Annotated in this window: 27 protein-coding genes; 23 read left to right on the plus strand and 4 right to left on the minus strand. The window is 59.7% G+C overall.

What is annotated here, in order from left to right; all coding sequences use genetic code 11:
* The first annotated feature begins 33 nt into the window (after positions 1-33).
* Entirely contained in the window at positions 34-1,005 is a 972-nt protein-coding gene (gene meaB / locus Z945_RS0111185; RefSeq protein ID WP_025052195.1) for a methylmalonyl Co-A mutase-associated GTPase MeaB, read from the plus strand.
* A 68-nt stretch (positions 1,006-1,073) separates the two neighbouring features.
* Here the strand turns inward: meaB and Z945_RS0111190 are convergent, their stop codons facing one another.
* Together Z945_RS0111190 and Z945_RS0111195 are read right to left on the minus strand one after the other, a co-directional pair.
* A complete protein-coding gene (locus Z945_RS0111190; RefSeq protein ID WP_174412332.1) occupies positions 1,074-2,024 on the minus strand; it encodes a tyrosine recombinase XerC in 951 nt (316 codons plus the stop codon).
* The gene (locus Z945_RS0111195) at positions 2,021-2,728 is read right to left on the minus strand and encodes a DUF484 family protein (RefSeq protein WP_025052197.1); all 708 of its coding nucleotides are present in this window, start codon (positions 2,726-2,728) and stop codon (positions 2,021-2,023) included. The genes Z945_RS0111190 and Z945_RS0111195 overlap by 4 nt, the downstream gene beginning before the upstream one ends.
* Before the next feature lie 214 nt (positions 2,729-2,942).
* On the opposite strand from Z945_RS0111195, the gene Z945_RS0111200 reads away from it, so the two are divergent.
* On the plus strand, positions 2,943-3,872 hold the full coding sequence (locus Z945_RS0111200; protein ID WP_161634090.1) for a nitrilase-related carbon-nitrogen hydrolase: 930 nt from the start codon (positions 2,943-2,945) through the stop codon (positions 3,870-3,872).
* A gap of 3 nt (positions 3,873-3,875) precedes the next feature.
* Here the strand turns inward: Z945_RS0111200 and fsa are convergent, their stop codons facing one another.
* Positions 3,876-4,529, minus strand: coding sequence for a fructose-6-phosphate aldolase (gene fsa, locus Z945_RS0111205; protein ID WP_025052199.1), 654 nt, complete (start codon positions 4,527-4,529; stop codon positions 3,876-3,878).
* Positions 4,530-4,612: 83 nt separating this feature from the next.
* Between fsa and Z945_RS0111210 the strand changes: the two genes are divergently transcribed.
* The 5 genes from Z945_RS0111210 (at position 4,613) to Z945_RS0111230 (ending at position 10,992) form a co-directional block, all read left to right on the plus strand.
* Complete coding sequence (locus Z945_RS0111210; RefSeq protein WP_037971022.1) at positions 4,613-6,820, plus strand: primosomal protein N'; 2,208 nt, start codon at positions 4,613-4,615, stop codon at positions 6,818-6,820.
* 211 nt (positions 6,821-7,031) lie between these two features.
* Positions 7,032-8,264 (plus strand): MFS transporter, encoded by a 1,233-nt coding sequence (locus Z945_RS0111215; protein WP_025052201.1) that lies wholly within the window; start codon positions 7,032-7,034, stop codon positions 8,262-8,264.
* Position 8,265: 1 nt separating this feature from the next.
* Positions 8,266-9,657: an MATE family efflux transporter gene (locus Z945_RS0111220; RefSeq protein WP_241434498.1), complete on the plus strand. Its 1,392-nt coding sequence runs from the start codon at positions 8,266-8,268 to the stop codon at positions 9,655-9,657.
* The gene (locus tag Z945_RS0111225) at positions 9,657-10,529 is read left to right on the plus strand and encodes a 50S ribosomal protein L11 methyltransferase (RefSeq protein ID WP_025052203.1); all 873 of its coding nucleotides are present in this window, start codon (positions 9,657-9,659) and stop codon (positions 10,527-10,529) included. Before Z945_RS0111220 ends, Z945_RS0111225 begins: the two co-directional genes overlap by 1 nt.
* A 112-nt stretch (positions 10,530-10,641) precedes the next feature.
* On the plus strand, positions 10,642-10,992 hold the full coding sequence (locus tag Z945_RS0111230; RefSeq protein WP_025052204.1) for a hypothetical protein: 351 nt from the start codon (positions 10,642-10,644) through the stop codon (positions 10,990-10,992).
* Between the two features lie 141 nt (positions 10,993-11,133).
* Here Z945_RS0111230 and Z945_RS0111235 read toward each other — a convergent pair whose 3' ends face one another.
* A complete protein-coding gene (locus Z945_RS0111235; protein WP_025052205.1) occupies positions 11,134-11,343 on the minus strand; it encodes a DUF1127 domain-containing protein in 210 nt (69 codons plus the stop codon).
* A gap of 343 nt (positions 11,344-11,686) precedes the next feature.
* Here Z945_RS0111235 and ruvC point away from each other — a divergent pair, with 343 nt between their 5' ends.
* The 16 genes from ruvC (at position 11,687) to Z945_RS0111320 (ending at position 26,765) form a co-directional block, all read left to right on the plus strand.
* Positions 11,687-12,190: a crossover junction endodeoxyribonuclease RuvC gene (gene ruvC / locus Z945_RS0111245; RefSeq protein WP_025052206.1), complete on the plus strand. Its 504-nt coding sequence runs from the start codon at positions 11,687-11,689 to the stop codon at positions 12,188-12,190.
* Positions 12,187-12,846, plus strand: coding sequence for a Holliday junction branch migration protein RuvA (ruvA, locus tag Z945_RS0111250; RefSeq protein WP_025052207.1), 660 nt, complete (start codon positions 12,187-12,189; stop codon positions 12,844-12,846). The genes ruvC and ruvA overlap by 4 nt, the downstream gene beginning before the upstream one ends.
* Before the next feature lie 63 nt (positions 12,847-12,909).
* Positions 12,910-13,929 carry a Holliday junction branch migration DNA helicase RuvB gene (gene ruvB / locus Z945_RS0111255; RefSeq protein ID WP_025052208.1) on the plus strand — a complete coding sequence of 340 codons (1,020 nt, stop codon included), beginning with the start codon at positions 12,910-12,912 and terminating at the stop codon, positions 13,927-13,929.
* A gap of 33 nt (positions 13,930-13,962) precedes the next feature.
* Positions 13,963-14,586, plus strand: coding sequence for a hypothetical protein (locus tag Z945_RS0111260; protein WP_025052209.1), 624 nt, complete (start codon positions 13,963-13,965; stop codon positions 14,584-14,586).
* The gene (locus Z945_RS0111265; RefSeq protein ID WP_025052210.1) at positions 14,583-14,981 is read left to right on the plus strand and encodes a YbgC/FadM family acyl-CoA thioesterase; all 399 of its coding nucleotides are present in this window, start codon (positions 14,583-14,585) and stop codon (positions 14,979-14,981) included. The genes Z945_RS0111260 and Z945_RS0111265 overlap by 4 nt, the downstream gene beginning before the upstream one ends.
* Before the next feature lie 115 nt (positions 14,982-15,096).
* Positions 15,097-15,792: a protein TolQ gene (gene tolQ / locus Z945_RS0111270; protein WP_025052211.1), complete on the plus strand. Its 696-nt coding sequence runs from the start codon at positions 15,097-15,099 to the stop codon at positions 15,790-15,792.
* Between the two features lie 3 nt (positions 15,793-15,795).
* Positions 15,796-16,275: a protein TolR gene (gene tolR, locus Z945_RS0111275; RefSeq protein ID WP_025052212.1), complete on the plus strand. Its 480-nt coding sequence runs from the start codon at positions 15,796-15,798 to the stop codon at positions 16,273-16,275.
* A 3-nt stretch (positions 16,276-16,278) separates the two neighbouring features.
* The gene (locus Z945_RS0111280; RefSeq protein WP_025052213.1) at positions 16,279-17,397 is read left to right on the plus strand and encodes an energy transducer TonB; all 1,119 of its coding nucleotides are present in this window, start codon (positions 16,279-16,281) and stop codon (positions 17,395-17,397) included.
* A 163-nt stretch (positions 17,398-17,560) separates the two neighbouring features.
* Positions 17,561-18,880, plus strand: coding sequence for a Tol-Pal system beta propeller repeat protein TolB (gene tolB / locus Z945_RS0111285; protein ID WP_025052214.1), 1,320 nt, complete (start codon positions 17,561-17,563; stop codon positions 18,878-18,880).
* 77 nt (positions 18,881-18,957) lie between these two features.
* Positions 18,958-19,482, plus strand: coding sequence for a peptidoglycan-associated lipoprotein Pal (gene pal / locus Z945_RS0111290; protein ID WP_025052215.1), 525 nt, complete (start codon positions 18,958-18,960; stop codon positions 19,480-19,482).
* Between the two features lie 21 nt (positions 19,483-19,503).
* A complete protein-coding gene (ybgF, locus tag Z945_RS0111295; RefSeq protein WP_025052216.1) occupies positions 19,504-20,325 on the plus strand; it encodes a tol-pal system protein YbgF in 822 nt (273 codons plus the stop codon).
* 3 nt (positions 20,326-20,328) lie between these two features.
* Entirely contained in the window at positions 20,329-21,585 is a 1,257-nt protein-coding gene (gene tilS, locus Z945_RS0111300; RefSeq protein ID WP_025052217.1) for a tRNA lysidine(34) synthetase TilS, read from the plus strand.
* A gap of 99 nt (positions 21,586-21,684) precedes the next feature.
* Positions 21,685-23,607, plus strand: a complete 1,923-nt coding sequence (gene ftsH, locus Z945_RS0111305) for an ATP-dependent zinc metalloprotease FtsH (protein ID WP_025052218.1) — start codon at positions 21,685-21,687, stop codon at positions 23,605-23,607.
* A gap of 67 nt (positions 23,608-23,674) precedes the next feature.
* Entirely contained in the window at positions 23,675-24,343 is a 669-nt protein-coding gene (locus tag Z945_RS0111310) for a hypothetical protein (protein ID WP_025052219.1), read from the plus strand.
* Between the two features lie 16 nt (positions 24,344-24,359).
* The gene (locus Z945_RS0111315; protein WP_025052220.1) at positions 24,360-24,941 is read left to right on the plus strand and encodes an MOSC domain-containing protein; all 582 of its coding nucleotides are present in this window, start codon (positions 24,360-24,362) and stop codon (positions 24,939-24,941) included.
* 147 nt (positions 24,942-25,088) lie between these two features.
* Entirely contained in the window at positions 25,089-26,765 is a 1,677-nt protein-coding gene (locus Z945_RS0111320; protein ID WP_025052221.1) for a formate--tetrahydrofolate ligase, read from the plus strand.
* Positions 26,766-26,787 lie beyond the last annotated feature (22 nt).

Below are 26,787 nucleotides of genomic sequence, written 5' to 3' on the forward strand. Positions count from 1 at the left end.
GACATTTTGTACGTCATTGGCAAAACATGCCGCATGGATATTACCGACCTTGCCACGCGCATCAGCGCTCAGGAGCGCCGCGCTTTGGCCCGCGCCATCACGCTGGTGGAATCAGGGCGCGATGATCACCGCACGCAAGCGGCCGCATTACTGGCTGCATTGCCGCAAGACCGCCAAGCGCTGCGCATCGGCTTGTCCGGCACGCCGGGGGTGGGCAAATCCACCTTCATCGAAAGCCTTGGCATGATGCTGATCCGAAGGGGTCTGCGGGTGGCGGTGCTGGCGGTTGACCCGTCGTCTTCGCGCTCGGGCGGCTCGATCCTCGGGGACAAAACGCGCATGGATTTGCTCAGCCGTGAGGCGGACGCCTTTATCCGCCCCTCGCCCAGCCAGACCCATCTGGGTGGTGTCGCCCGCCGCACCCGCGAAGCCGTGCGTCTGTGCGAGGCAGCAGGTTTTGACGTCGTGCTGATCGAAACGGTCGGCGTGGGCCAGTCCGAGACTGTGGTGGCAGAGATGTCTGATCTGTTTCTGCTGTTGCTGGCCCCGGCGGGCGGGGATGAGTTGCAGGGCGTGAAACGCGGCATAATGGAAATGGCCGACATCATTCTGGTCAACAAGGCCGATGGTGATTTGAAAGCCGCAGCCAACCGCACCTGCGCCGATTATGCCGGTGCGCTGCGCTTGTTACGCAAACGCGCTCAGGACCCCGACGGCTATCCCTGTGCCATGACCGTGTCCGCGCTTCAGGAAGACGGGCTTGATGCTGCATGGGAACGGATCGAGGCGCTTGTCGAGTGGCGGCGGCAAAATGGCTTTTGGGAGCGGACGCGAGCAGCGCAGGCGCGGTATTGGTTCACCGAAGATGTAAAACAGCGCTTGCTGGCGCAGCTGCAGATGCCAGAGGCGCGGACGGCGCTGGCCGCATTGGGGGATGAGGTTGCTGCGGGTGAGGTGGATCCGTCTGTCGCGGCGCAACAGTTTGTGGACGAATTGGGGCGGTAGCCAAAGGTGCGGAAACCTACAAAGTTTCCGACCGATTTCTTTAAAAGAAATCGACCCCCTGCAACCGCTCACCCCGCCCTGGGATGGGCGCGGTTGTAGACTTCCATCAGGCGTGCCGTATCGACCGCCGTATAGGCTTGTGTGGTCGACAGGGATGCATGGCCCAGCAGTTCCTGGATCGCACGCAAATCACCGCCCGCATCCAGCAGATGGGTGGCAAAGCTGTGGCGCATCGCATGGGGTGTCGCCGTTGCAGGCAGCCCCAGTTGCATCCGCGCATCCGCCATCACCGATGCGATCGCACGGGCTGACAGGGGACCGCCCCGGATCGCACGGAACAGCGGCGCATCCGCATCCTGCGCATAGGGACACAGCCGCAGATAGGCATCCACCGCATCACGGGCGGCGGGCAGCACCGGCACCACGCGTTCTTTGCCGCCTTTGCCGAAAATGCGCAGGCTTTCGGCCAACGGCGCATCGCGGCCCGTGAGGCTCAGAGCCTCGGATATACGCAGACCGCAGCCCCAGAGCAGGGTCAGCACAGCCACATCACGGGCGGCGACCCAGGGGCGCTCGGATTGCAATTCGACACAATCAATCATAGCCTTGGCCGCATCTACCGCCAAGGGGCGCGGCAGCTTCTTGGGAAACTTCGGCGCACGGGCAGACAGCACCGCCGTTGGCTCAAACCCCTCGCGCTCTGCGAGCCAGCGGTAGAATGCCTTGACCGCCGACAGCTTGCGCGCCATCGAGCGCGGCCCGACATTCGGCCCCCGCGTATGCGCCATCCAGGATCGCATGTCGGTGATGGTGATCCGCGCCAACGCCCCCAGCCCTTGGGTCTGGGAGGTGTGCACCGTCATGAAAGCCAGAAAATCTGCCACATCACCCTGATAAGCGGTGATCGTGTTTTCGGCCGCCCCTTGCAGGCTGCGCTGGTGATCCAGCCATGTTTGCAAAGCATCGCGGGCGGCAGGGCTGATCAGCCCGGTGTCGGCGGCTGTCTGCGCGCGGCTCAAGACAACCAGCGGCGCATGGCACGCTCGAACACGCCGGTGAAAAAGGTCAGCAGATCGGTGCCTTGTTGCGGCCCGAACATATGCGGGTCTTCGGCCCCCAGCACCAGCAAACCGGGCAGGCGGCCCGCGCCGAAATCGAGTTTCAGGCAGGCCTCTGACCGGATCCAGTCGGCCTTCTCTGAGTAAATCTGTTCGGTCCCGTCCTGCACGCCGCGCAGGGTCACCTGACGCGGAATGCCACCACGGCCCTGGGTCAGATAATCATCAATAAACCCGGGCTCCGCCACGCTCAGCACATCCCCCAGCCGTTGCACCGCCGGATCGTTGTCATTCTGCACTGATTCCAGCACCAGCTTGACCACGTCGACCCGCAGGATGTCAGCCACTTCGCCACCAAGATCACGCAGAAAGCTCTCGAACTCCACCGGGTCCAGCATCCGCAGGATAGCGCGGTGAATTTGGTTGGTGCCGGCAAGGTTTTCGTAAGCGGCGGCAATCACACTGCGGTGGGTATCTTCCAACCGGTCCAGCCGCGCCTCAAGCCGCTCCATCGCGATGCCGCGCAGATCGACGATATTGCCCCCCATCGCACGTTCGTTCGCGGCAATAAGGGCCTGCATAACGTCGCCGTCATCCAGAATAACATCAGGCTGAGAGATAATGGCCTCGCGGAGGGCATCATCAATTTTCGGATTGCTGCTCATATCAGTCTCGTGCTGTTTGGAAGGCTCAATAACATGCGATGATCCATCGGTCTGCCCCTGATTGCAGAAAATTAGATCAGCGTTGCGGATTTGCGGTGGGCGCGGGAACAAATGGATGCAGACCGCGTTTGCTGTCGAACGCCAGCATGGCGTGTCCCGTAAGCAGGGGGAGCCTCTTCTGCGCTACATGTATTCAAGGCATGGAGTTCTTCCATTGGATACCATTTCAATCGATCTTTGGGCCGCCAATCTTCAGCACGACATTGCATCACTCGACAGTTGGATCGACAGCGTCGCGCAGCGCACGGCGGCCGCGGCCGAGCGGGGCGCGCGCATTCTGGTGTTGCCTGAATTCGCCTGTGCGCAATGGCTGAGCTTTGCACCCCAAGATCTTCCCGCGACCCTTCATCTTGAGTGGCTGGCCGGTCTCACTCCGACAGCGATTACCGCGCTCAAGGGTATATCCACCACCTATGGTGTCGCGATTTTGCCCGGCACCTTTCCCGTCGCAGGTCACAGTCCCACAGGCGCGAACGGCTTTTACAACCGCGCGTTCTTCCTGACACCCGAAGGCGAAGAGCATGTGCAGGACAAGATGTCGCTGACGCCGCTGGAAGAGCAGGGCGAGGGTGGAGATACCCTGCATGGGACGGAAATAAACATCATCTCGTGGCAAGGATTGCGCATCGCGATGCCGATTTGCCTTGATACGGAATACACCGCGCTGTGGAGCAGACTGGGCAAACTGGACCTTGATCTGGTGCTGATCGCGGCAAAAACGGACATGATCACGGGGTATTCGCGGGTATTTGGCTGCGCCCATGCGCGTGCGATCGAACTTCAGACCGTAGTCTGTGTGGTCGGTGCCGTAGGTGCGCCGCTCACACCTTGGGCGCTGGACACCGGAATAGGCGGTGCTGCAGTATATCTGCCCTGCGATATCACGGTGAGTGAAGGTGGCGTGTGGCAGTCCCTGCCAGCGCAATCAGCTCAGGAGGGGTATGACATCGCATTGCACGCTGAAGCCATTCCTGTGGGTGCCGTCCGCGCGATCCGCAGAGGCGGGGCAGAAGCAGAGTTGCGGCCCGCCTCATGGACGGCGGACCACCTTTTCATCAACGATCAGACGGCAGAAGCCGCGTGACGCTTAAAGGATGTTCTGACCGGTCTTGGCCCAATCCGACATAAACTGCTCTAGCCCCGCATTGGTCAGCGGGTGCGTTGCCAGCTTCTTGATTACTTCAGGCGGTGCCGTCATCACGTCGGCACCGATCAGCGCACAGTCCTGCACATGGGCGACCGAGCGGATGGACGCTGCGAGGATGTTCGTTTCGAAACCGTAGTTGTCATAGACAGTGCGAATGTCCTGAATAAGGTCCATCCCATCAATATTGATATCATCCAGCCGCCCGATAAAAGGCGAGATAAACGTGGCACCGGCTTTCGCCGCCAAGAGCGCCTGATTGGCAGAGAAACACAGGGTCACATTGACCATATGCCCATCACCGGTCAGGATTTTGCAAGCTTTCAACCCGTCCCATGTCAGCGGCAGCTTGATCGCGATGTTATCGGCAATCTCGGCCAGTTTGCGGCCTTCGGCGATCATCGCGTCTGCTTCCAGTGCGACGACCTCGGCCGAAACAGGCCCGGAGACGATACCACAGATTTCGCGGGTGACTTCCATGATGTCACGGCCTGATTTCAGGATCAGCGAGGGGTTGGTCGTCACCCCATCTACCATGCCAAGATCGTTAAGCTCGGCGATGGCGTCAATTTCGGCAGTATCTACGAAGAATTTCATGGGACGTCCTTGCGGTTGGTATGGGATGCGTTGATCTTGGGTCTAGCCTATGATCTGGCGGCCTGAAACCCTCTTTTGCCGATATGGAGCCCTCAGTGGACAGTGCGGAATTCTTCGATCATGGCGATCTGGTGGCGGTGCTGAGTACCCAGCCCTTAGGCCGGGCCTTGGATTATCGCGCCCCGGAAGGCGGTTGCCATTTGGGGGCTTTTGTCGAAGTACCGCTTGGCCCGCGAAAGGTACTGGGGGTGGTTTGGGGACCAGGCAAAGGCGATTATGATCTGAGCAAGATCCGCCATGTGATCCGGGTGCTGGATGCCGCTCCCATGCGGGCCGAGATGCGGTCGTTTCTCGAGCGCGCGGCGGCCTATACGCTGACACCGATGCCCGCCATGTTACGCCTTGCCACACGTGCACCGGGCTTGGGCGACCCGCCGTCGATGCGCAAAGTCTACCGGCGCGGAGAGGCGGAACCGTCCAAGATGACGGATGCGCGGCGCAGGGTATTGGGCACGCTGGATGAATATGGCGACTTGTCCTTTACGCTCAAGGAGCTGGCCGACCTGGCGGGGGTGACACCTTCGGTCGTGAAAGGCCTGGTGGCACAGGATGCGGTGCGCGAGGAAGACAGCCCGCGAGATCTGCCCTTTCTGCCCATGAATCCCGCTTTACCGAGCAAAGAATTGACGGAGGATCAGGCCACTGCTGCCGCGGCCCTTGCGGAAGGGGTGCGCGCCGAAACCTACGCCACAACCTTGCTGCGCGGGGTGACCGGATCGGGCAAGACCGAAGTGTATCTGGAAGCAGTAGCCGCGGCGTTGCGTGCCGGACGTCAGGCGCTTGTGCTGCTGCCAGAGATCGCATTGACCGAACAGTTTCTGGCCCGCGTGCAGGAAAGGTTCGGGGCAAAACCGGCTGAGTGGCATTCAGGTGCCACGATGACCGAACGCCGCCGCATCTGGCGCATGGTGGGCCAAGGGCAATGCCAAGTGGTGATCGGGGCGCGGTCGGCATTGTTTCTGCCCTATCAAAACCTTGGTTTGATCGTGGTCGATGAAGAGCACGACACCTCCTATAAGCAGGAAGAGGGGGTGCTGTATAATGCGCGCGATATGGCGGTGCTGCGGGCGGCGATCTGCGGCGCGCAGGTGGTGCTGGCCTCTGCCACGCCGTCACTGGAAAGCTGGGCGAATGTGGAGGCGGGCAAGTACAACCGCCTGGAGCTGACCTCGCGCTTTGGCCCGGCGGTGATGCCCAAGATGGGGGCGATCGACATGCGCGGGGAAGGGTTGCCCAGTGACAAATGGGTGTCGCCGAGTTTGCAGGCGGAGGTGAACACGCGGCTTGAGCGGGGCGAGCAGGCGATGCTGTTCATCAACCGCCGCGGCTATGCGCCGATTACTCTGTGCCGCGCTTGCGGCCACCAGATCGGCTGTGACGATTGCGATGCGCGGATGGTGGAGCACCGGTTCTTGAAACGCCTGATCTGCCACCAATGCGGCGAAAGTAAACCGATGCCTGAGGCTTGCCCGTCCTGCGAGGCAGTCGGCAAGCTGGCCCCCGTGGGCCCTGGCGTGGAACGGCTGGGCGAGGAGGCGGCGGCGATCTGGCCCGATGCCCGGATCGCGACGTTGAGTTCGGATATGTATGGGTCCGCCCGCGCGCTGAAAGCCGAGATTGCAGGGATCGCGGAAGGTGCTGCGGATATTGTGATCGGCACGCAGCTGGTGGCGAAGGGGCATAACTTTCCCAATCTGACCCTCGTTGGCGTCATCGACGCCGACCTTGGGCTGCAGGGCTCTGACTTGCGGGCGGCTGAGCGTACTTTTCAGTTGATGCGCCAAGTGGCAGGCCGTGCGGGCCGCGCCGAAGCGCCTGGAACCGCTTTGTTGCAAACGTATCAGCCCGAGCATCCGGTGATCCGCGCCATTCTGGCAGGGGATGAGGAGAAGTTCTGGACAGCGGAAGCGGCGGAACGCAAGCAGGCGGGGGTGCCGCCCTATGGCCGCATGGCTGGCATCATCCTGAGCGGTCCGGATGTGGCGCAAGTGTTTGATGCCGGTAATTTTCTGGCCCAGCGTGACGCCCCGCTGCGTCAGATTGGTGCCCAGGTGTTCGGCCCGGCCCCTGCGCCGATCGCACGGGTGCGGGGGCGGCACCGTGTGCGGTTGTTGGTCAAAGCAGAGAAGACGGCCCTTTTGCAGGACGCGCTTGCTGTCTGGATTGCCCAGTTGCGCTTGAAAGGCGATCTGCGCTTGGCCGTAGATATTGACCCCCAGAGTTTTTACTAGCGGCGCATGCGCAGCATGCTGCCGAGCGGGAGGCAGCGGGTTTCCTTTAAACCCGCGTTCCCGCCCCCTCTCAATGCAGCGCCAAACCCGCTCCACCTGCAACCGACACCGCCTGCAGCACCTGTGGACGGTATATAAGGCCAAAAAGAGAAAGGGGGGATGTGCGCAATTGCATATCGTCTTTTTCGTGGGACGGGCGTAAGGGTGACGGATGGCACAGTATATCACCCTTGAAGCCGCCAAGGCGCTGCCGTTCTGGCGCAGGCCGGTTGCGCTGTTGTTTTTGATGGCGCTGGGCATGCCGATTGCCTTTAACACCTGGTCGGCGTTGCTGAATAACTTCGTGATTGAAGTCGCGGATTTCGATGGGTCCGACATCGGGCTATTGCACACCGTGCGCGAGATACCCGGATTTCTGGCAGTGGGCGTGATTGCCATCATCATATTCGTGCGGGAGCAGGTGCTGGGGCTGGTTTCCCTTGTCCTGTTGGGCGTGGCGACGGCGGTGACGGCCTGGTTCCCTTCGATGGGCGGTATTTTGACCATCACCATGCTCAGCTCTATCGGGTTTCACTACTATGAAACGGTGAACCAGTCTTTGCAACTGCAATGGTTGAAGATCGAAGACGCGCCGCGCATGCTGGGGTGGTTGCTGGCGGCGGGGTCTTTCGCCACACTGATCGCCTATTTGCTGATCATGTCGCTGTGGGAAACGCTCGACCTGTCCTACAGCACCGTCTATCTGGCAGGCGGCGGTGTCACGGCGGTGATCGCGCTGGTTGCCATGATCGCCTACCCCCAGTTCGAGGCTCCGACGCCGCAGAACAAGAAAATGGTTCTGCGACGGCGCTATTGGCTGTACTATGCGTTGCAATTCATGGGCGGTGCGCGGCGGCAAATCTTTGTGGTTTTCGCAGGCTTTATGATGGTCGAGCGGTTCGGCTTTGAGGTCCATGAGATCACCGCATTGTATCTGGTTAATCTGGTGGCCAATATCGTCGTTGCGCCATTGATGGGCCGGGCCGTGGGCTATTTCGGAGAGCGGCGGACGCTCGGGTTTGAATACATTGGTCTGGTGCTGGTGTTCCTGAGCTATGGCGGCGTCTATTATCTGGGCTGGGGCGTGATGGTGGCGGCGGTGCTTTATGTGCTGGATCATCTGTTTTTCGGCCTCGCGCTGGCGATGAAAACCTATTTCCAAAAAATCGCCGATCCTGCCGATATTGCACCCACAGCGGCGGTGGCCTTTACCATCAACCACATTGCGGCGGTCTTCCTGCCGGTGGGGCTTGGGCTTTTGTGGTTGGTGTCGCCTGCGGCAGTGTTCTTTCTGGCGGCAGGCATGGCCGGTATTTCCTTTGCTCTGGCCATGTTGATCCCACGCCATCCGACTCCGGGGAACGAGACGATCTTCAGCGCGGGCTTGCCTCAGGCGGCCGAATAGGATGCAGCAGGGGCGTTTCCTGAGCGGTGGCACCATGGGTCATGTGGTCCGCATGACGGCCACAGGCGCGATGGGCATTACCTTTGTTTTCCTGGTCGATGCGGCCAATCTGTTCTGGGTCAGTCAATTGGGAGAGCCGCAGCTGGTCGCGGCCATCGGCTATGCCTATGCGGTGCAGTTTTTCTCGGTCTCCATCGCGGTGGGGCTGATGATTGCGGCCACGGCGGTGATTTCGCGCAGCATTGGAGCGGGCGAGCGCGATCAGGCGCGCAGGCAGGCCGGGGCAGGGGTGGTCATTGCGGCAAGCATTCTGGCGTTTGTGTCTTTGTTAATTGTGGGGTTCCGGCACAACCTGATCGCAGTCACAGGTGCCGAGGGAGAAACCGCTCGGCTGGCCGCACGGTATCTGGGCATCACCATTCCATCACTGATCCCGATGTCGGTGGCCTTGGTTCTGTCAGGCGCGTTGCGTGCGGATGGCTATGGGGCAAAGGCAATGTATATCACCCTGTCCGGCGGCACATTGCTGATGCTGATTGATCCGGTGCTGATCGTCTGGATGGGTCTGGGGCTGGATGGGGCGGCCATCGGGCTGGTGCTGTTTCGCTGTACGCTTTTGACGGCGGCGGTGTTTTTTGCGGTTATCCAGATGAAACTCGTGGAACGCCCGACCCGCCGGACCCTGCGCAATATCGCTGGACCTTTTTTGGTCGTCGCAGGCCCGGCGATCGCTACGCAGATGTCGACGCCAGCAGGTAATTACCTGCTGACTATTGCGATGTCGGCCTATGGGGACGAGGCGATGGCGGCTTGGGCCGTGGTCGGGCGGTTGACGGTTGTTGTCTTTGGCGGAGTGTTCGCGCTGTCCGGGGCCATTGGCGGCATCTTCGGCCAGAACTATGGCGCAGGCCAGATGGAGCGGGTACGCAGCACCTATCGCAATGCGCTGTTGTTCTGTCTGATCTACACGCTCGTCGCATGGGGGCTGATGTTGCTGGTCACGCGCTATGTCGTAGCGGCCTTTGCCCTGACGGGTGTCGGCGTCGAGGTCTTGCGCTCTTTCACTCTGGTCGGCGTGGGCGGTTTTGTCTTTATTGGCGCGTTGTTTGTGTCAAATGCCGCCTTCAACAATTTGGGGCGGCCCGCGTGGTCGACGCTGGTTAATTGGTGCAAAGACGGCGTGCTCAGCTATCCTGCGGCGATCTGGCTGGCTACCACGTTTGGCGCATCCGGGGTGATCTATGGCCAGGCGCTGGCGGGGTCGGTCATGGGCATCATCGCGGCGACCTGGGGCTGGTTCTATGTCAAAGGCCTGCGCGCACCGGACGATGTCACACTTGACCCCAGCTATCCGCGCCCCTACCCGAACCCCGATAGATACCGGAGACGATGATGACGACATTTACCGCACTCACGACACTCACAGGGCGCGATGCTGCCTATGCGCTGGGCGAAGCGATGGAGCGGCTGGAGCCGGAACCCACGGGCGTTGGCGTCTTCGAGATGGAAGACGGGTCGGGCCTGTGGGAGGTTGGCGGCTATTTCGAGGCAGCCCCCGATGAGACGGCGCTGACGGTGCTGGCTGTGGCGATGGGGGCGAAACCCTTTGTTGTTTCCGAGCTGCCAGAGACGGATTGGGTCGCCCATGTGCGGCGCGAATTGGCACCTGTCGCGGCGGGTCGGTTCTTTGTCTACGGATCGCATGTTGCCGATCAGGTGCCCGAGGACTGCGAGCCATTGCTGATCGAGGCGGCGATGGCTTTTGGCACCGGGCACCACGGTACCACGCTGGGCTGTCTGCGTGCGCTGGACCGGATTGCCGGGGACGGGTTCGTTGGCAAACGCGTGGCTGACATCGGCTGTGGTACGGCCGTGCTGGCGATGGCGGCGGCCCGGATCTGGGAGGATCCGGTCCTTGCCAGCGACATCGACGAGGTCGCGGTGGACGTGGCGCAGGCAAATGTGGCGGCAAACGGGCTGACGGGGCGTGTGACCTGTGTCGAAGCGGCGGGCTTTGATCATCCCAGCCTTGCAGCGGCCGCGCCCTTCGATCTGGTATTCGCCAACATATTAAAGGGTCCGCTGGTCGCGCTGGCCCCCGATATGGTCGAGGCAATGCAGCCGGAAGCCTATGCGATTCTTTCGGGGATTCTGAATGAACAGGCGGACGAAGTTGTGGCGGTTTATGCACGATCCGGCATCAATCTGACCCACCGGGAAAGCATTGGTGACTGGACGACATTAACGCTTCAAAAAAAGACCTAAATTGAACGGGTTTTAAGGTGAAAGCGGGGCAGTTGCCCAGATTTTGCCACATTCCTTGGCTAATACTTTCTTAACAACGGTGGGGGCCGATTGTTAACGAAAGACCACTGCTATGGTTGAGACCCACAATGATTTTGCGCAGCGTTTGAAACAGCTGGGCCGCAAGCACAATAAGATGACCCATGGCTACACTACCAAGGTGACCAAGGACGGGCTGATTGTTGTAAAACCTCGTGCGCGCCGGGTGCGTGGCATGGGAGGGATCAAGCTTTTGCTGATCGTGGCGGTCGGGTTCATCGGCTTTAAAGCCTTCACCCTCGCGAGCGTTGGGCCGGTGACCTACAACGAACGTCTGTCAGAGCTGCAAAACGGCTCTGCGGTTGAACAGGTTGGGGCCAAAGTATTGGCGATTGATCCGGTCACATCAGCTCTTGTCGAAGGGGTATCCCCCGCAATTCGCTAGACACTTTCCGCCGCGCAGCTTGCTGTTGCGGCGGGATCCATCATTGCTTTCTCTCCAAGGCATGAAAAAGCCGCGCTTCTGTGGGTCAGAGCGCGGCTTTTTTAATATGGAAGCGCAGGTATTGACCTGCACTGTTCTGTATCAACGAATAAAGCTGCTTTGCGCTACTGCGTCGATGTCGCCACGGACCAATCCGATGTCTTCAAGCTCGCGGTCTGTGAGCGATGACAGGGATTTGCGGGTGATCCGTGCGTCGTTCCACGCGGAAACGGCACCGAACATGCGCGAGAACAAAGTGGATACGGCCGTGGACGAGCCGTAGGTGGGGCGGGTGGTTTCAAAAGCTGCCATCGGGCTATCCTTCGGTTTAAAGTTTCGCCAAAAATCTTGGCAGTATGATCGCCAAATAGGCAGCAAAAAAATTCTTTGCAATGGCTCTGATTGCATGTGTGATCTGCAGAAAACGCATAGGTCCAAAGCGTGGTTAACCTCTAGTAAACTATGGCAAAATCGGGGCAGCGGGCGTGTCGTTTTTGACCTCAGGAGTGTCCCGAACAAGCCTTGGCTCACCATAGCGACACAGGTGATGTCGCAAATAGAACGTGGCGTGGAAAAGCTTGGCGGATGTTCTCCTTTCGTGCTAATGCATCAAAAAAGCAACAATTTTACTAATCAACAAGCAGAGCAGGGTCGGATGCGGGTAATTGGAATTGATCCGGGGTTGCGCAACCTCGGATGGGGGGTGATCGACGTGTCCGGCAGCCGATTGCGGCATGTGGCCAACGGGGTCTGTCATTCCGAAGGCGGTGATTTGGCGCAGCGGCTTTTGTCATTGCACACACAACTCACCAAGGTCTTTCATGCTTATCTGCCGGATATGGCCGCAGTGGAGCACACCTTTGTAAACAAGGATGGAGCGGGGACGCTGAAACTGGGGCAGGCGCGGGGCATTGCAATGCTTGTGCCAGCGCAGGCGGGTCTACCGGTCGGTGAATACGCGCCCAATTCGGTGAAAAAGACGGTGGTCGGTGTAGGCCACGCGGATAAGGCGCAGGTGATGCATATGGTCAAAGTTCAATTACCGGGGGTCGAGATTTCAAGCCCCGATGCAGCGGATGCTTTGGCAATTGCGATTTGTCATGCCCATCATGGTGGCGCAGGGGCACTGGCCCGTGCTGTGAAAAAGGCCAGCGCATGATTGGCAAGATTACCGGCAGGATCGACTACCGCAGCATCGATCATGTGCTGATCGACGTGCGCGGCGTGGGCTATCTGGTCTATTGTTCAGAACGGACAATGGCGGCGCTGCCCGGTGCAGGCGAGGTAACAGCGCTCTTTACCGATTTGGTGGTGCGCGAAGACCTGATGCAGCTGTTTGGCTTCCAAACGCTTGTGGAGAAGGAGTGGCACCGCCTGCTGACTTCGGTGCAGGGAGTGGGGGCGAAGGCATCGCTGGCCATTCTTGGCACGCTTGGTCCTGATGGGGTCAGTCGGGCGATTGCGCTTGGCGATTGGAACGCAGTCAAAGCGGCCAAGGGGATCGGCCCCAAGATCGCGCAGCGTGTGGTGCTGGACCTGAAAGACAAGGCGCCGTCGGTGATGGCGATGTCCGGCACCCTGGCCGAAGCGCAGGGCGAGGTGGAGGCGGAAGTGCTGGAACCGGTTGTTCCGCAGCCGTCCCGCGCCGTGCCGAATGCATCCGCACAATCCGAAGCGCTGTCGGCGCTGGGCAATCTCGGGTACGGTCCCGGCGATGCGGCGGGCGCGGTGGCGCAGGCGGCAGGCGAGATGGAGGGGGCAAGCACCCCCGATCTGATCCGGGCAGCGTTGAAACTTCTCGCGCCGAAAGGCTAAACTGCATTTGTCTCGCCGATGCTCATCAAGCCCTGACGGGTTTTCTTCGCTTAAAGGACGCCAGTGACCCAAATTGATCCAACCGTGCGGCCAGAGCCGATGCCGGAAGACATTGACCGCGCCTTGCGTCCGCAAATGCTGTCGGAGTTTGTGGGGCAGGCCGAAGCGCGGGCCAACCTTGCGGTGTTCATCCAATCGGCCAAACAACGCGGCGAGGCGATGGATCACACGCTGTTTCACGGCCCGCCCGGTCTGGGCAAGACCACGCTGGCGCAGATCATGTCGCGCGAGTTGGGGGTGGGGTTCCGCATGACCTCTGGCCCCGTGTTGGCCAAAGCGGGCGATCTGGCCGCGATCCTGACGAACCTAGAGGCGCGCGATGTTCTGTTTATCGACGAGATTCACCGCCTGAACCCCGCGGTCGAAGAGGTGCTTTATCCCGCGCTTGAGGATTTCGAGCTGGATCTGGTGATCGGTGAGGGGCCTGCGGCCCGCACTGTACGGATTGAATTGCAGCCTTTCACGCTTGTGGGGGCCACCACGCGCATGGGCCTGCTGACCACGCCACTGCGGGACCGGTTTGGCATTCCCACGCGCTTGCAGTTCTACACCGAGGACGAGTTGTTCATTATCGTGGATCGCAATGCCCGCAAGCTGGGTGCACCCGCCGATGAAGCGGGCGCACGCGAGATTGCGAAACGGGCACGTGGGACACCGCGTATCGCAGGCAGGCTCTTGCGCCGCGTGGTGGATTTTGCGGTGGTCGAGGGCGATGGCCGGGTGACACGCGAATTGGCCGACATGGCGCTGACGCGACTTGGCGTTGACCATCTGGGTCTGGACGGCGCGGATCGGCGCTATCTGCGATTGATCGCCGAGAACTATCAGGGCGGTCCCGTGGGGATCGAGACGATGTCGGCGGCCCTGTCGGAAAGCCGCGATGCCTTGGAAGAAGTGATCGAGCCGTTCCTGTTGCAGCAGGGTTTGATCCAGCGCACACCCCGCGGGCGGATGTTGGCGCAGAAAGCATGGACGCATTTGGGCATGACGCCGCCCAAGTCGCAGACGGATTTATTCGGGTGATCTGGTGTGTCGGGTAGTTCAGAAAGGGTGAATATGGGGCCGGAAGACGTTGAAACCTTGTTCACACGAGGCGATGGCAGATTCGTTTTTGCGCGTTGGGGGCGGCCTGTCTGTCCGGTGGTCTTTGGCGTGGATGATGCAACGCTGGCGGTTGTAAAATCAGCGATTGAGGCGACCTGCGAACTGGCCGGGCACGAAATGGGCGAAATGGATGCCGAGCTTGGCTCCAATCTGATGATGTTCTTTTTCCACGACTGGGCGGAATTGCCGGAGGTGCCGGGACTGGACCGGCTTGTGCCTGATCTTGGGCCATTGGTAGAGCGGTTGACGCAAGCGGAGGCCAATCAGTACCGGTTTTTCCGTTTTGACGAGAGGGGTGCGATCAAGGCCTGCTTTGTGTTTCTGCGGATGGACCAGCATTTAAGCGCGGTGCCTGCTCATACGCTTGCGCTGAGCCAGATCGTGCAATCCATGCTCTTGTGGTCCGATAGGGCCTTTCAGGACCGCTCGCCCCTTGCTGTTGCAGGGGAGACAACGGTTCTGCGCCCCGATATCGCGGCGCTGATGCGCGCGGCTTATGATCCGGTGCTCCCTCATGCGGCCCAGGACAGCGCCCATGCGTTGCGGTTGGCCGCACGGATCGGAGCGCTGCAATGAGCCATTCATTTCCGGTGCGCATCTTTTATGAAGACACCGACATGGCGGGGATCGTCTATTACGCCAATTACCTCAAATACATAGAGCGGGCGCGGTCTGATATTGCCGAACAGCTGGGCGTGGACCAGCGTGCCATGCGAGATGAGGATGTGGTGTTTGTGATCACCCGGGTCGAGGCGGATTATCTTGCTTCCGCACGATTTGGCGACCGGTTGGAGGTGCGTACGATCCATTATGCAAAAGGGGCCGTACGCTGGATGTTCGACCAGGAGGTTCTTTTAGAAGATCGCGTGATTTTCCGGGCCAAGGTTACCGCCGTTTGCATGACAACGTCGGGCAAACCCAGGCGATTGCCAGCAAAACTCCGCTCACAATTGGAGGCAGCGGCGCAATAGCGCCAATGCACTGGCAATCATACGCGTAACCCGCTAGATTCTGCGCAAATGAGCCTCGACAAATGAGGCCAAGAGGCAGACAGCCGACAAGCGCGGCATAATTAAGAGCGGGAATATGGAAGCAGAGACGCTGGCATTGGCCAAGGAGATTGATTTCTCCATGTGGGGATTGTTTGCGCGTGCGACGCTGACAGTGAAACTGGTGATGATCCTGCTGATCCTCGCCTCTTTCTGGTCGTGGTCGATCATCATTCAAAAGACGATCCAGTATCGGGCAGCCAAATCGGACGCAGAACGGTTTGACCGCGCCTTCTGGTCAGGAGAGCCTCTGGACGGGTTGTTCGATCAGATCGGCCCTGATCCTGGCGGGCCTGCGGAAAAGGTCTTTGCTGCCGGGATGACAGAGTGGCGCCGCTCGCACCGCGAGGATGGGGGATTGATCCCCGGGGCGACGGCCCGGATCGACCGCAGCATGGATGTGGCCATCGCCAAGGAAACGGACCGGCTGCAAAAGGGCCTGACCGTGCTGGCGACTGTAGGCTCTTCGGCACCTTTTATCGGACTTTTCGGCACTGTGATCGGGATTATGAACGCCTTTATCGAGATTGCGGAGCAGCAGAACACCAATCTGGCGGTTGTCGCCCCCGGCATCGCAGAAGCCTTGCTGGCGACGGGCCTGGGCCTTTTGGCTGCGATCCCGGCGGTAATCTTTTACAATAAACTGAACGCGGACAGCGAGCGTATCATCGGCACCCATGAAGCCTTTGCCGATGAATTTGCCACTATCCTCAGCCGCCAGTTGGACAGCTGAGCCATGGCAGCGGGCGCAATCAAGAAAAAGAGCGGCGGTGGGCGCGGCAGGCGCAGAGGGCGCAGTCAGCCCATGGCCGAAATCAACGTCACGCCCTTTGTTGACGTGATGTTGGTGCTCTTGATCATATTTATGGTGGCGGCCCCCTTGCTGACAGTCGGGGTGCCTGTGGAACTGCCGAAATCCGCCGCAGGGGCGCTGCCGACAGAGACAGAAGAGCCGCTGACTGTGACGATCACGGGCGACGGCAGCGTGCAGATCCAGACGACAGCTGTGGAGCGCGAACAGCTGGTGACGCGCCTGCGCGGCATCGCGGCGGAGCGGGCCAGCGACCGGGTGTTTTTGCGGGCTGACGGGGCTGTGCCCTATGCGGCCGTGATGGAAGTGATGGGTGCGCTGAATGCAGGTGGATTTTCGAACATCGGTCTGGTGACCGACATCGGTGGTCCGGCACTGGACGGCAGCGCGACATCGGGGAACTGATCCGTGAACACCGGGCAGTATATCTCTGGCGCGGGACACATCGGGTTGATTGCCTGGTTGCTGCTGGGCGGGCTTTTCACACGAGAGCCCGAGCCATTTGAGATGACCGAAGTCTCGGTGATTTCTGGTGCGGATTTCGACGCACTGATGGCTGCCGCCCGCCCGCCACAAAGTACCACTGAGGTGGCACAGCCCGCCCAACCTACAGAAGCACCCGAGACACCGGAGCTGACCTCGGAGCCCGATACAGACATCCGGCAGCCTGCGCCATTGCCGACCGATACGCCGCCAGAGGATACCCCGCCAGAGCTGGCAGAGCAGACCCCGCCACCAGAAGCGCCTGTTCAGGATCCGCCGCCCGATCTGGCCGAGCCTGTAGGTGATGTTGCAGTTCTGGCACCGGATGTGGCCCCCGAAGCTGCACCGCGCCCTGTAGAGCGTGTGGCACCAGAGCCAGTAGCTCAGCCTGAACCCGAAGCCACGCCCGACCCGGTGGAGCAAGAGGCAGTAACCCCTGATTCTACAGGCGAGGCGGTTGAGCAGGAAACGCAGGAAGCGACAGCCCCAGAAGAGGCCGTGAGCGAGATTGTGACCGAAGCGACCGCAGCTCCGGCCGCGTCATCGCGTCCACCGGGGCGCAGGCCTGCCGCACCGGCACCGCGCGTGGCCGAAGCGCCAACCGAGACAGTCGAGACACCGGCACCGGCAGCAAGCGACCCCGCGCCGTCCGTGAACAACGACGACGTTCTGGCCGCCTTGGCTGCAGCGCAAGAAGCCGTGGCCGCTCCTACGCCAAGCGGGCCACCCCTGTCGGCAGGTGAAAAGGACGCGCTACGTGTTGCAGTATCGCAGTGCTGGAACATCGGCGCGTTGAGTTCCGAGGCGATGGAAACAACAGTCGTGATCGGCGTACAGATGAACCGCGATGGCACACCGGTAATCGACACCATCCGCATGCTGTCATCTTCTGGTGGGTCTGATGCTGCCGTACGCAGTGTCTTTGACAGCGCGCGGCGTGCAATTGTTCGGTGTGGCTCCAGGGGTTACAGCTTGCCCGAAGAGAAGTTCAGCCAATGGCAGAACATCGAAATGACTTTCGACCCCAGGAAGATGGGCTTTTAATGCGCCAATCTTGGTCCACAGCACCCGTGCGGTCCCGATCTTGTGAGTACGACACGGCAGATCTTTGCCGTCTCGGGTTTGCATCAGGCAATTTTCCCCTGATACGCCAGCGGCAATTGCGCAATATGATTTACAGGTACACTCCCGAAAGGATGCATGCCCCATGACACGTTTTCTGCTGAGCCTTTGTGCCGGTCTGGCCTTGATGTTTTCTGCCCCCGCGCAGGCGCAGGAACCGCTGCGGATCATCATTGATGAGGCAATCATCGAGCCACTGCCTTTCGCAGCGCCCGCGTTTCAGGCGGAAAGTCCTGCTGCGGGACAGATGGCAAGCGATCTCGCAAGCGTCGTTGCTGCCGATCTGATAGGCACGGGCCTTTTCCGCGAGATCCCGTCATCGGCCTATATCTCGACCGTCAACGACTTCAACGCGCCTGTGCAATACGCCGACTGGAAGGCGATTAACGCCCAAGCGCTGGTCACAGGGGCCGTGAACGTGCAGGGCAACAACCTGAACGTCAAATTCCGCCTCTATGATGTCTTCTCCGGTGCGGAGCTGGGCAGTGGTCTGCAGTTTTCCGGCACCGTGGATGGCTGGCGGCGCATGGCGCATAAAGTGTCTGATGCGGTATATGCGCGGATCACGGGCGAGGGGCCATACTTCGACAGCCGCGTTGTCTACGTCTCCGAGACCGGGCCGAAAGACGACCGCAAGAAACGGCTCGCGATCATGGATTATGATGGTGCCAATGTGCAATACCTGACCGATTCAGGCGCAATCGTGCTGGCACCGCGCTTTTCGCCCTCCGGCGACCGGGTGCTGTATACCAGCTATGAAAGCGGATTTCCGCGCATCTATGTGCTGGATATCGGCTCTGTGTCGCGCCGCGTTCTGGAAAGCGCAGAAGGCACGATGAGCTTTGCCCCGCGCTTTTCGCCTTCGGGTCAAACCGTGGTTTACTCGCTGACACAAGGCGGTAACACGGATATCTTCCAAATGGACATCGCCTCTGGGCAATCCGTACGCCTGACCAACACGCCAGCGATTGAAACCGCGCCCAGCTATTCGCCAGATGGCAGCCGTATCGTATTCGAGAGCGACCGCTCTGGCACACAACAGCTTTATGTAATGCCCGCAACAGGGGGCGAAGCACAGCGGATTTCTTTTGGAGAAGGGCGCTATGGCACGCCGGTCTGGTCGCCGCGCGGCGATCTGGTGGCCTTTACCAAGCAGAACAAAGGGCGCTTTCACATCGGTGTCATGCGGCTTGATGGCTCGCAGGAGCGTTTGCTCACCGCGTCGTTTCTGGATGAAGGCCCCACATGGGCCCCCAATGGTCGTGTAATTATGTTTGCGCGTGAGACCCAAGGTGCATCCGGCTCGTCCACGCTGTATTCGGTGGATATTTCCGGGCGTAACCTGCGACCAGTCAGCACGCCTTCCGGTGGGTCCGATCCTTCATGGTCTCCCTTGCAGAAGTGATCACAGTGAAGCGAGACAATTCCAAAATGCGGCGTCCTGTGATAAACAGCGTGCAAAATGAAAAAAGGCAAATTGAGATGAAACGACTAATGATAAGTGGCCTGCTGGTGGCGGCGCTGGCGGTAACGGCCTGTACAAACCCCGACCGGTTTGGAGCCGATGGCACAGGGGCCGGTCTGGACGCGAATGCAGGCACCACAGGCGGGATCATTCCGGGCAGTGCGAATGATCCAAGCTCAACCGCATTTTTCCAGCAGTCTATCGGGGATCGCGTGCTGTTCGAGGTTGATCAGTCAACCCTGACCGCCACGGGGCGTGCCACGCTGGACGGTCAGGCACAGTGGCTGATGACCAATTCGGACTATCAGGCCATCATCGAAGGCCATGCCGACGAACAGGGTACGCGTGAATACAACCTCGCGCTCGGTGCGCGCCGGGCCAATGCGGCGCAGGAATATCTGATCTCCAAGGGTGTGCCATCGTCGCGCTTGCGGGTGGTAAGCTATGGTAAGGAGCGCCCTATCGAGATCTGCTCGAACGAGGCCTGCTACGCCAAGAACCGGCGTGCGGTCACAGTGCTGGCCGGTGGGCTGACAAGTTAAGGACGCAAGATGATGTTGAAAATGCGATTTGCTGCGGTGCTCGCGGTTGGGCTGGTGCTCAGCCCGCTGACAGCATCTGCGCAGGATGATCAGACGCTGGCAGATGTGCGTCAGGAACTGACCATTCTGTTCACCGAGGTGCAAAAGCTCAAACGAGAACTGTCCACCAGCGGTGGGGCAGGCGTAAATGTGGCGGGTACTTCGGTGCTGGAACGTGTCGGTGCCATGGAAAGCGAGTTGCAACGTCTGACTGCCAAGAGCGAAGAACTGGAAAACCGCATCAACCGGATCGTGGCCGATGGCACGGCCCGCATCGGCGATCTGGAATTCCGTTTGGTAGAACTTGAGGGCGGCGATATCTCGACCCTTGGACAGACAACAACACTGGGGGGCGCAGGCCAGACCACAACAGCGGCACCGCTGACCGCCCCGGCCACACCAACCGATCAGGCCTCTCTAGCGGTGGGTGAAGCGGCAGACTTTGAGCGGGCGCAGGAGGCGCTCGCATCCGGTGACTTTCGAGCCGCCGCTGACCTCTTTGCGACCTTCAATCAGACCTATCCGGGTGGACCGTTAGCCGCCGAAGCCGATTTGCGCCGCGGTGAAGCTTTGGACAAAACCGGCGATACCCGCGAGGCTGCACGCGCCTTTCTGGCCAGTTTCAGCACCGATCCGGAGGGAGCTGTTGCACCTCAGGCCCTCTTCGAATTGGGCCGCACCTTGGGCGTTTTGGGCCAGACCCAGGAAGCCTGCGTGACACTGGCCGAAGTCGGGACACGCTTTGCAGGCAGCCCCTATGTGACCCAGGCGGAGGACCAGCGCCGCAATATCGGCTGCAGCTGACCGATGCCCGAGCGGCTTCTTGAACATATCTCTCAAGCGCTGCTTCCAGCCCCCCCGGACATTCTGGGCGTCGCCGTATCGGGCGGCGGTGATTCGGTTGCTCTACTGTCTGTCTTGCGGGATTTCTGTAATATCCATGATATCTCTTTGCACGCCGTGACTGTCGATCATGGGTTGCGGGCAGCGTCGGCTGCCGAAGCCCGGGAGGTTGCAACCCTATGTCAGGCATTGAACGTGCCGCACGATATTCTTGTCTGGTCTGAGTGGGACGGGACTGGCAATCTGCAGAATGAAGCCCGCAAAGCCAGATATAGAAAGATCGCCGATTGGGCAGGCCGGCTAGGCATTACAACGATCTGTGTTGGTCATACCGCAGATGATCAGGCGGAAACCGTGCTGATGCGGTTGGCGCGAAGTTCTGGCGTGGACGGGTTATCTGCCATGCAAACCAGTACCCTGCGGGATGGCATCAATTGGGTCCGCCCCTTACTGGCTGTACGACGCGAAAAATTGCGCAATTATCTGCGGCTGCGCGACATGAGCTGGAGCGAGGATCCGAGCAACACCGATGAGCAGTTTGCCCGTATCAAAGCCCGTAGGGTGCTTGAGGTTCTGGCCCCTTTAGGCATTGATACCGACATTTTGTGCGATGTGGCGGATCACATGCAAAGATCGCGCAAGGCCTTGGACTGGCAGACATTCTTGGCGGCCAAGAAGGTTATCACGATCGAGGCCGGTGCCGTGGTGTTGGACGAAGCCTTGTTCGAGTTGCAGCCCGACGAAATTCAACGTCGTTTGCTGGTTCGGGCCATCAACTGGGTCAGTGGCAGCAGCTATCCTCCGCGTAAGGCGGCACTATCGAATGTAAAGCAGGCGCTGCGCAACGGACAGGCAAGCACCTTGGAGGGCTGTCACATCCGCCGTATCGGCGGAAACATTTGGATCTTTCGCGAACACAAAGCGGTCAGCTTTGTCGAAACCGAAATCGACATGCCGTGGGATGGCCGCTGGGTCTTGAAAAGCGATTTGTCCGGCAAAGTGTCGCACTCTCTCAGGCTGCGGGCCTTGGGGCCTTCCGGTCTGGAGCAATGCCCGGATTGGCGTGCAACAGGTCGGCCTTATGTCGTGCTGCAATCCACTCCAGCGGTCTGGGATGGGCAGCAATTGGTAGCGGCTCCCCTCGCGGGTTTTCCGCAATATTGGCGCGCAGAACTGAATTTAGACGAAGATACCTTTTTTGCCGCACTATTATCGCATTGAACCTGCGGCCATCCTCTCTATCTTTAGAGAGAACAGGCACATATGTGTGCCGGTGGGCTGGTCGGTGTAGACGGGTCCGAAGCATTTAGGAGAATTCCGTTGGGAAATGTGCGTAACCTCGCCTTTTGGGTCGTTTTGATGCTGCTCGTTTTGGCACTGTTCAATTTGTTCAGTGGTTCGAACGGCAACCTACAAAGCAATGAGATCACTTATTCCGAGTTTGTGAACTCCGTCGAGAACGGCGAAGTGCGCAACGTGACGCTCGACGGGGAGCAGGTACGTTTTCGCAAAACCGATGGTGCCGACTATGTCGCGATCAAACCTGAGGATGCCGAGATCACGAATCTGCTGATCGACAACAACGTGCCCGTGCAGGCGCGACCACAGCAACAGTCGGGCTTCCAGACCTTCTTGGTCTCGCTGCTGCCCATCGTTCTGCTCATCGGGGTTTGGATCTATTTCATGAACCGGATGCAGGGCGGCGGTAAAGGCGGCGCGATGGGCTTTGGCAAATCCAAGGCCAAGATGCTGACCGAAAAGCACGGCCGCGTTACCTTTGACGATGTGGCAGGCATTGACGAGGCGAAAGAAGAGCTGGAAGAGATCGTTGAGTTCCTTCGTAATCCGCAGAAGTTCTCGCGCCTTGGCGGCAAAATCCCCAAGGGTGCGTTGCTTGAGGGCCCTCCCGGTACTGGTAAAACATTGCTGGCACGTGCCATTGCGGGCGAGGCGGGCGTGCCGTTCTTCACCATCTCCGGTTCCGATTTTGTCGAGATGTTCGTGGGTGTCGGTGCAAGCCGTGTGCGCGACATGTTCGAGCAGGCGAAAAAGAATGCGCCTTGTATCGTGTTTATTGACGAGATCGACGCGGTGGGCCGTCACCGGGGTGCCGGCTATGGCGGCGGCAACGACGAGCGTGAGCAGACGTTGAACCAGCTTTTGGTCGAGATGGATGGTTTTGAAGCCAATGAAGGCGTGATCATCATCGCCGCCACCAACCGCAAAGACGTGCTGGACCCGGCCCTCCTGCGCCCCGGTCGTTTCGACCGTCAGGTGACTGTCGGGAACCCGGACATCAAAGGCCGGGAAAAAATTCTTGGTGTGCACGCACGCAAAACCCCACTTGGCCCTGATGTGGATCTGAGGATCATTGCGCGCGGTACGCCCGGCTTCTCGGGTGCGGATCTGGCGAACCTTGTGAACGAGGCCGCACTTGGTGCCGCCCGTTTGGGCCGCCGTTTTGTCACCATGCTGGATTTTGAATCCGCCAAGGACAAGATCATGATGGGGGCCGAGCGCCGCTCGATGGTGATGACCGCCGCGCAGAAGGAAATGACAGCGTATCATGAAGCCGGTCACGCACTGGTTGGGATGCTCCTGCCGAAATGCGATCCGGTCTACAAGGCGACGATCATTCCGCGCGGTGGTGCGTTGGGTATGGTAATGAGCCTACCCGAAATGGATCGCCTGAACATGTTCAAGGACGAGTGCAAACAGCGTCTGGCGATGACCATGGCGGGCAAGGCCGCAGAGATCCACAAGTACGGCGAAGACGCCGTGTCGAACGGTCCTGCGGGCGACATCATGCAGGCGTCCGGACTTGCACGGGCGATGGTCCTTCAGTGGGGCATGTCTGACAAGGTCGGCAACATCGACTATTCCGAAGCGGCCCAGGGCTATCAGGGCAGCACCGGTGGGTTCTCCGTCTCTGCCAGCACCAAGGAACTGGTCGAGAAAGAGGTCCAGAAGTTCATTCAGGACGGCTACGAATGGGCGGTCAAGCTGATCAAAGAGAACGAAGAGAAGTTCGAGCGCCTCGCACAGGGCTTGCTGGAGTACGAAACCTTGACGGGTGGCGAAATCCAGCGTGTGATGGATGGCCTGCCGCCGGTTGCGGAGAAAGACGACGACGATAGCGACAAGGGCAACAAACCCAGCTTGACAGCCATTCCAAAGGCCAAGAGCAAAGGCAAAAAGACGCCGCCAACCGATGGTGGACTTGAGCCGGAACCCTCTGTCTGATGGTGGTGTTAAGTTATGACATAAGCCTTGGGTTTGTTTCGAGGTAAAGGTAAAGGCCCTCATTGGTATGAGGGCCTTTGTGATTCAGGTGATGCGTTTGACGTCGAAGATTATGGAAAAGCGGATACCCATTCTGCTGATATACGTTTTGATTGTTTGTGCTGTGTCAATTTCAATGCAGGGCATGCGTGCGGTCGAAACCGAAGCGGGTGGCGTCGAACTGATGTCTGCCTACGCGTGGTTCTGCGCTTTAATGCTGTTCAGCGCTACCTATGGAAAGAACGCAGTCACGAAATATTGGTACGGCGCACTTCTCCTGTGCGCCTTGCTCGCCCGCGAGCTTGATATGGACAAGGCGTTCTTTGAATCCGGTATCCTCAGCCTCCGGCACTATTCCGGCGCGGCACCGCTCTGGCAAAAGGTGATTGGCGCGACTGTGGTCCTCGGCCTTCTGCTGTCGGGTATCCTGTTGATCGTAAGAGGGTCTGCGCCCTTTGTGCGCGGTATCAGAAATGGCGAGAGGGGCCAGATTTTGATACTGGTGGCCATCTGTCTGACGGTCATTGGCAAAACGCTCGACGGGTTGTTTCGAAAGCTTTGGGGCGTCGGTATCGAAATTTCGACAAAAACCATGCAGATCGCGCAAATCGCAGAGGAATCGGCTGAACTCGCCGCGTCTTTGTGCGTAATGTCAGCGGTGACGCTTTTGCCCCTGGCAGCCCGGGGGCGTGCCTGACCCGAAGGATGCATTCATGCCTGAACTTGTGCCCACCGATCACCATGCTGAGATCGTCTGGATGGGCATGGTCCCGCAGGACCGCACCGATATTCGAGCAAAGTCCATCGACAGCGCCTTTGCCAGCTACAGCGGGTTTGAAGGCGACTTTCATGCAGGGCTGACCCGCGCATCCTGTGTCCGGGTTAAATCACAACACCCTCAAGGTACCGAAATTCGAAACGTCCGCCAATTCTCGATCCTGTCGGCCGAGGAACTGGCCGGGATTGCCGCTGACATCGGGGTCGAGGTGCTTGACCCAGCCCTTCTTGGCGCATCCATCGTTCTGCGAGGCATCGAAGACTTCACCCATCTGCCACCCAGTGCTCGGCTTCAGGCCGAGAACGGCACGACCCTTGTCGTTGATATGCTGAACGGCCCCTGCAATTTGCCCGCCCGCGAGATCGAAAAGGACCTGCCGGGACATGGCAAAGGTTTCAAGGCGGCTGCCCTGGGGCGACGTGGCGTCTGTGCCTGGGTCGAGCGGGAAGGGACGCTGCGTGTGGGCGACACCCTGCGTTTGCACATCCCCGGACAACGGGCGTGGAAGCACCTCTAGGCGTAGATGCGTTTCCGAAACGAAACCGGACTGCGGCACTGCGCCGCATCGGAGAGCGGAAATGTCGGAAACGCGCCCTCACTTTTGGCGGCTGCCCCTGTATGACAAGGAAAATAACGATGCCTTTTGGCAGGAGAGGATTCCCGGATGGGCTATAAAACCGATATCGAAATCGCACGCGAGGCGCAGAAGCGCCCCATTCAGGAAATCGGTGCCAAGCTGGGCATTAGCAGCGATGATCTGCTGCCCTACGGCCACGACAAAGCCAAGGTCAGCCAAGGGTTTATCAACTCTGTGCAGGACCGCCCCGATGGCAAACTGATCCTTGTCACCGCAATCAATCCGACACCCGCAGGTGAAGGCAAGACGACAACCACAGTGGGTCTGGGTGATGGTCTGAACCGCATTGGTAAAAAGGCCGCCGTTTGCATTCGTGAAGCGTCGCTTGGGCCGAACTTTGGCATGAAGGGTGGGGCCGCAGGCGGTGGTTACGCTCAGATCGTTCCGATGGAAGAGATGAACCTACATTTCACAGGCGACTTCCACGCGATCACTTCCGCACATTCCCTGCTAAGCGCGATGATCGACAACCACATCTATTGGGGCAACAGCCTTGAGATCGACACACGCCGTGTAGTCTGGCGCCGTGTGGTGGATATGAATGACCGCGCTTTGCGCCAGATCACCGCCAGCTTGGGCGGTGTCGCCAACGGCTTCCCGCGCGAGACGGGTTTTGACATCACTGTGGCGTCTGAAGTCATGGCGATCCTGTGTCTGTCCAACAACCTGACCGATTTGCAAAAGCGTTTGGGGGACATGATCGTAGCCTACCGCCGCGACCGCAGCCCGGTGTTTGCCCGCGATATCAAGGCCGATGGCGCGATGACCGTGCTGCTGAAAGATGCGATGCAGCCGAACCTTGTGCAGACACTGGAAAACAACCCGGCCTTCGTGCACGGCGGTCCTTTCGCCAATATCGCGCATGGCTGTAACTCTGTTATCGCCACAAAAACCGCGCTGAAGCTGGCGGATTATGTTGTGACTGAAGCGGGCTTTGGTGCTGATCTCGGGGCCGAAAAATTCCTCAACATCAAGTGTCGCAAGGCGGGGCTGGCCCCGTCCGCTGTGGTCGTCGTGGCGACCGTCCGGGCGATGAAAATGAACGGCGGCGTGGCCAAGGCCGATCTGGGTACAGAGAACGTAGAGGCGGTAGAGGCGGGCTGTCCGAACCTTGGGCGCCACATCGAGAACCTCAAGTCCTTTGGCGTGCCTGTCGTGGTCGCGATCAACCACTTCGTGACCGACACAGATGCAGAAGTACAGGCGGTGAAGGACTACGTCGCCACCCAAGGCTCCGAAGCTGTGCTGTCGCGGCACTGGGAGCTTGGCTCCGAAGGCTCTGCCGATCTGGCGACAAAGGTGGTCGAGACGATCGAGAAGGCCGAGGCCAATTTTGCCCCGATCTACCCCGATGCCATGTCACTGGCCGACAAAATTACTACCATCGCCACGAAAATCTACCGTGCAGATGGCGCACAGATGGATCAGAAGATCCTCAACCAGTTGAAAGACTGGGAAGATCAGGGCTACGGCGATCTGCCGGTCTGTATGGCCAAAACGCAGTACAGCTTTACCACCGATCCAGAGCGGCGCGGCGCGCCGACGGGCTTTGATATTCCGGTCCGTGAAGTGCGGCTGTCTGCCGGAGCCGGTTTCATCGTTGCCATCTGTGGGGAGATTATGACCATGCCTGGTCTGCCCCGCGTCCCGTCGGCCGAGAATATCCGCCTGAACGCGGATGGCGACGTCGAAGGATTGTTCTAAACGGGTGGCGGGATCAGTCCCG

The sequence above is a fragment of the Sulfitobacter noctilucae genome, assembly GCF_000622365.1.
Lineage (GTDB): Bacteria > Pseudomonadota > Alphaproteobacteria > Rhodobacterales > Rhodobacteraceae > Sulfitobacter > Sulfitobacter noctilucae.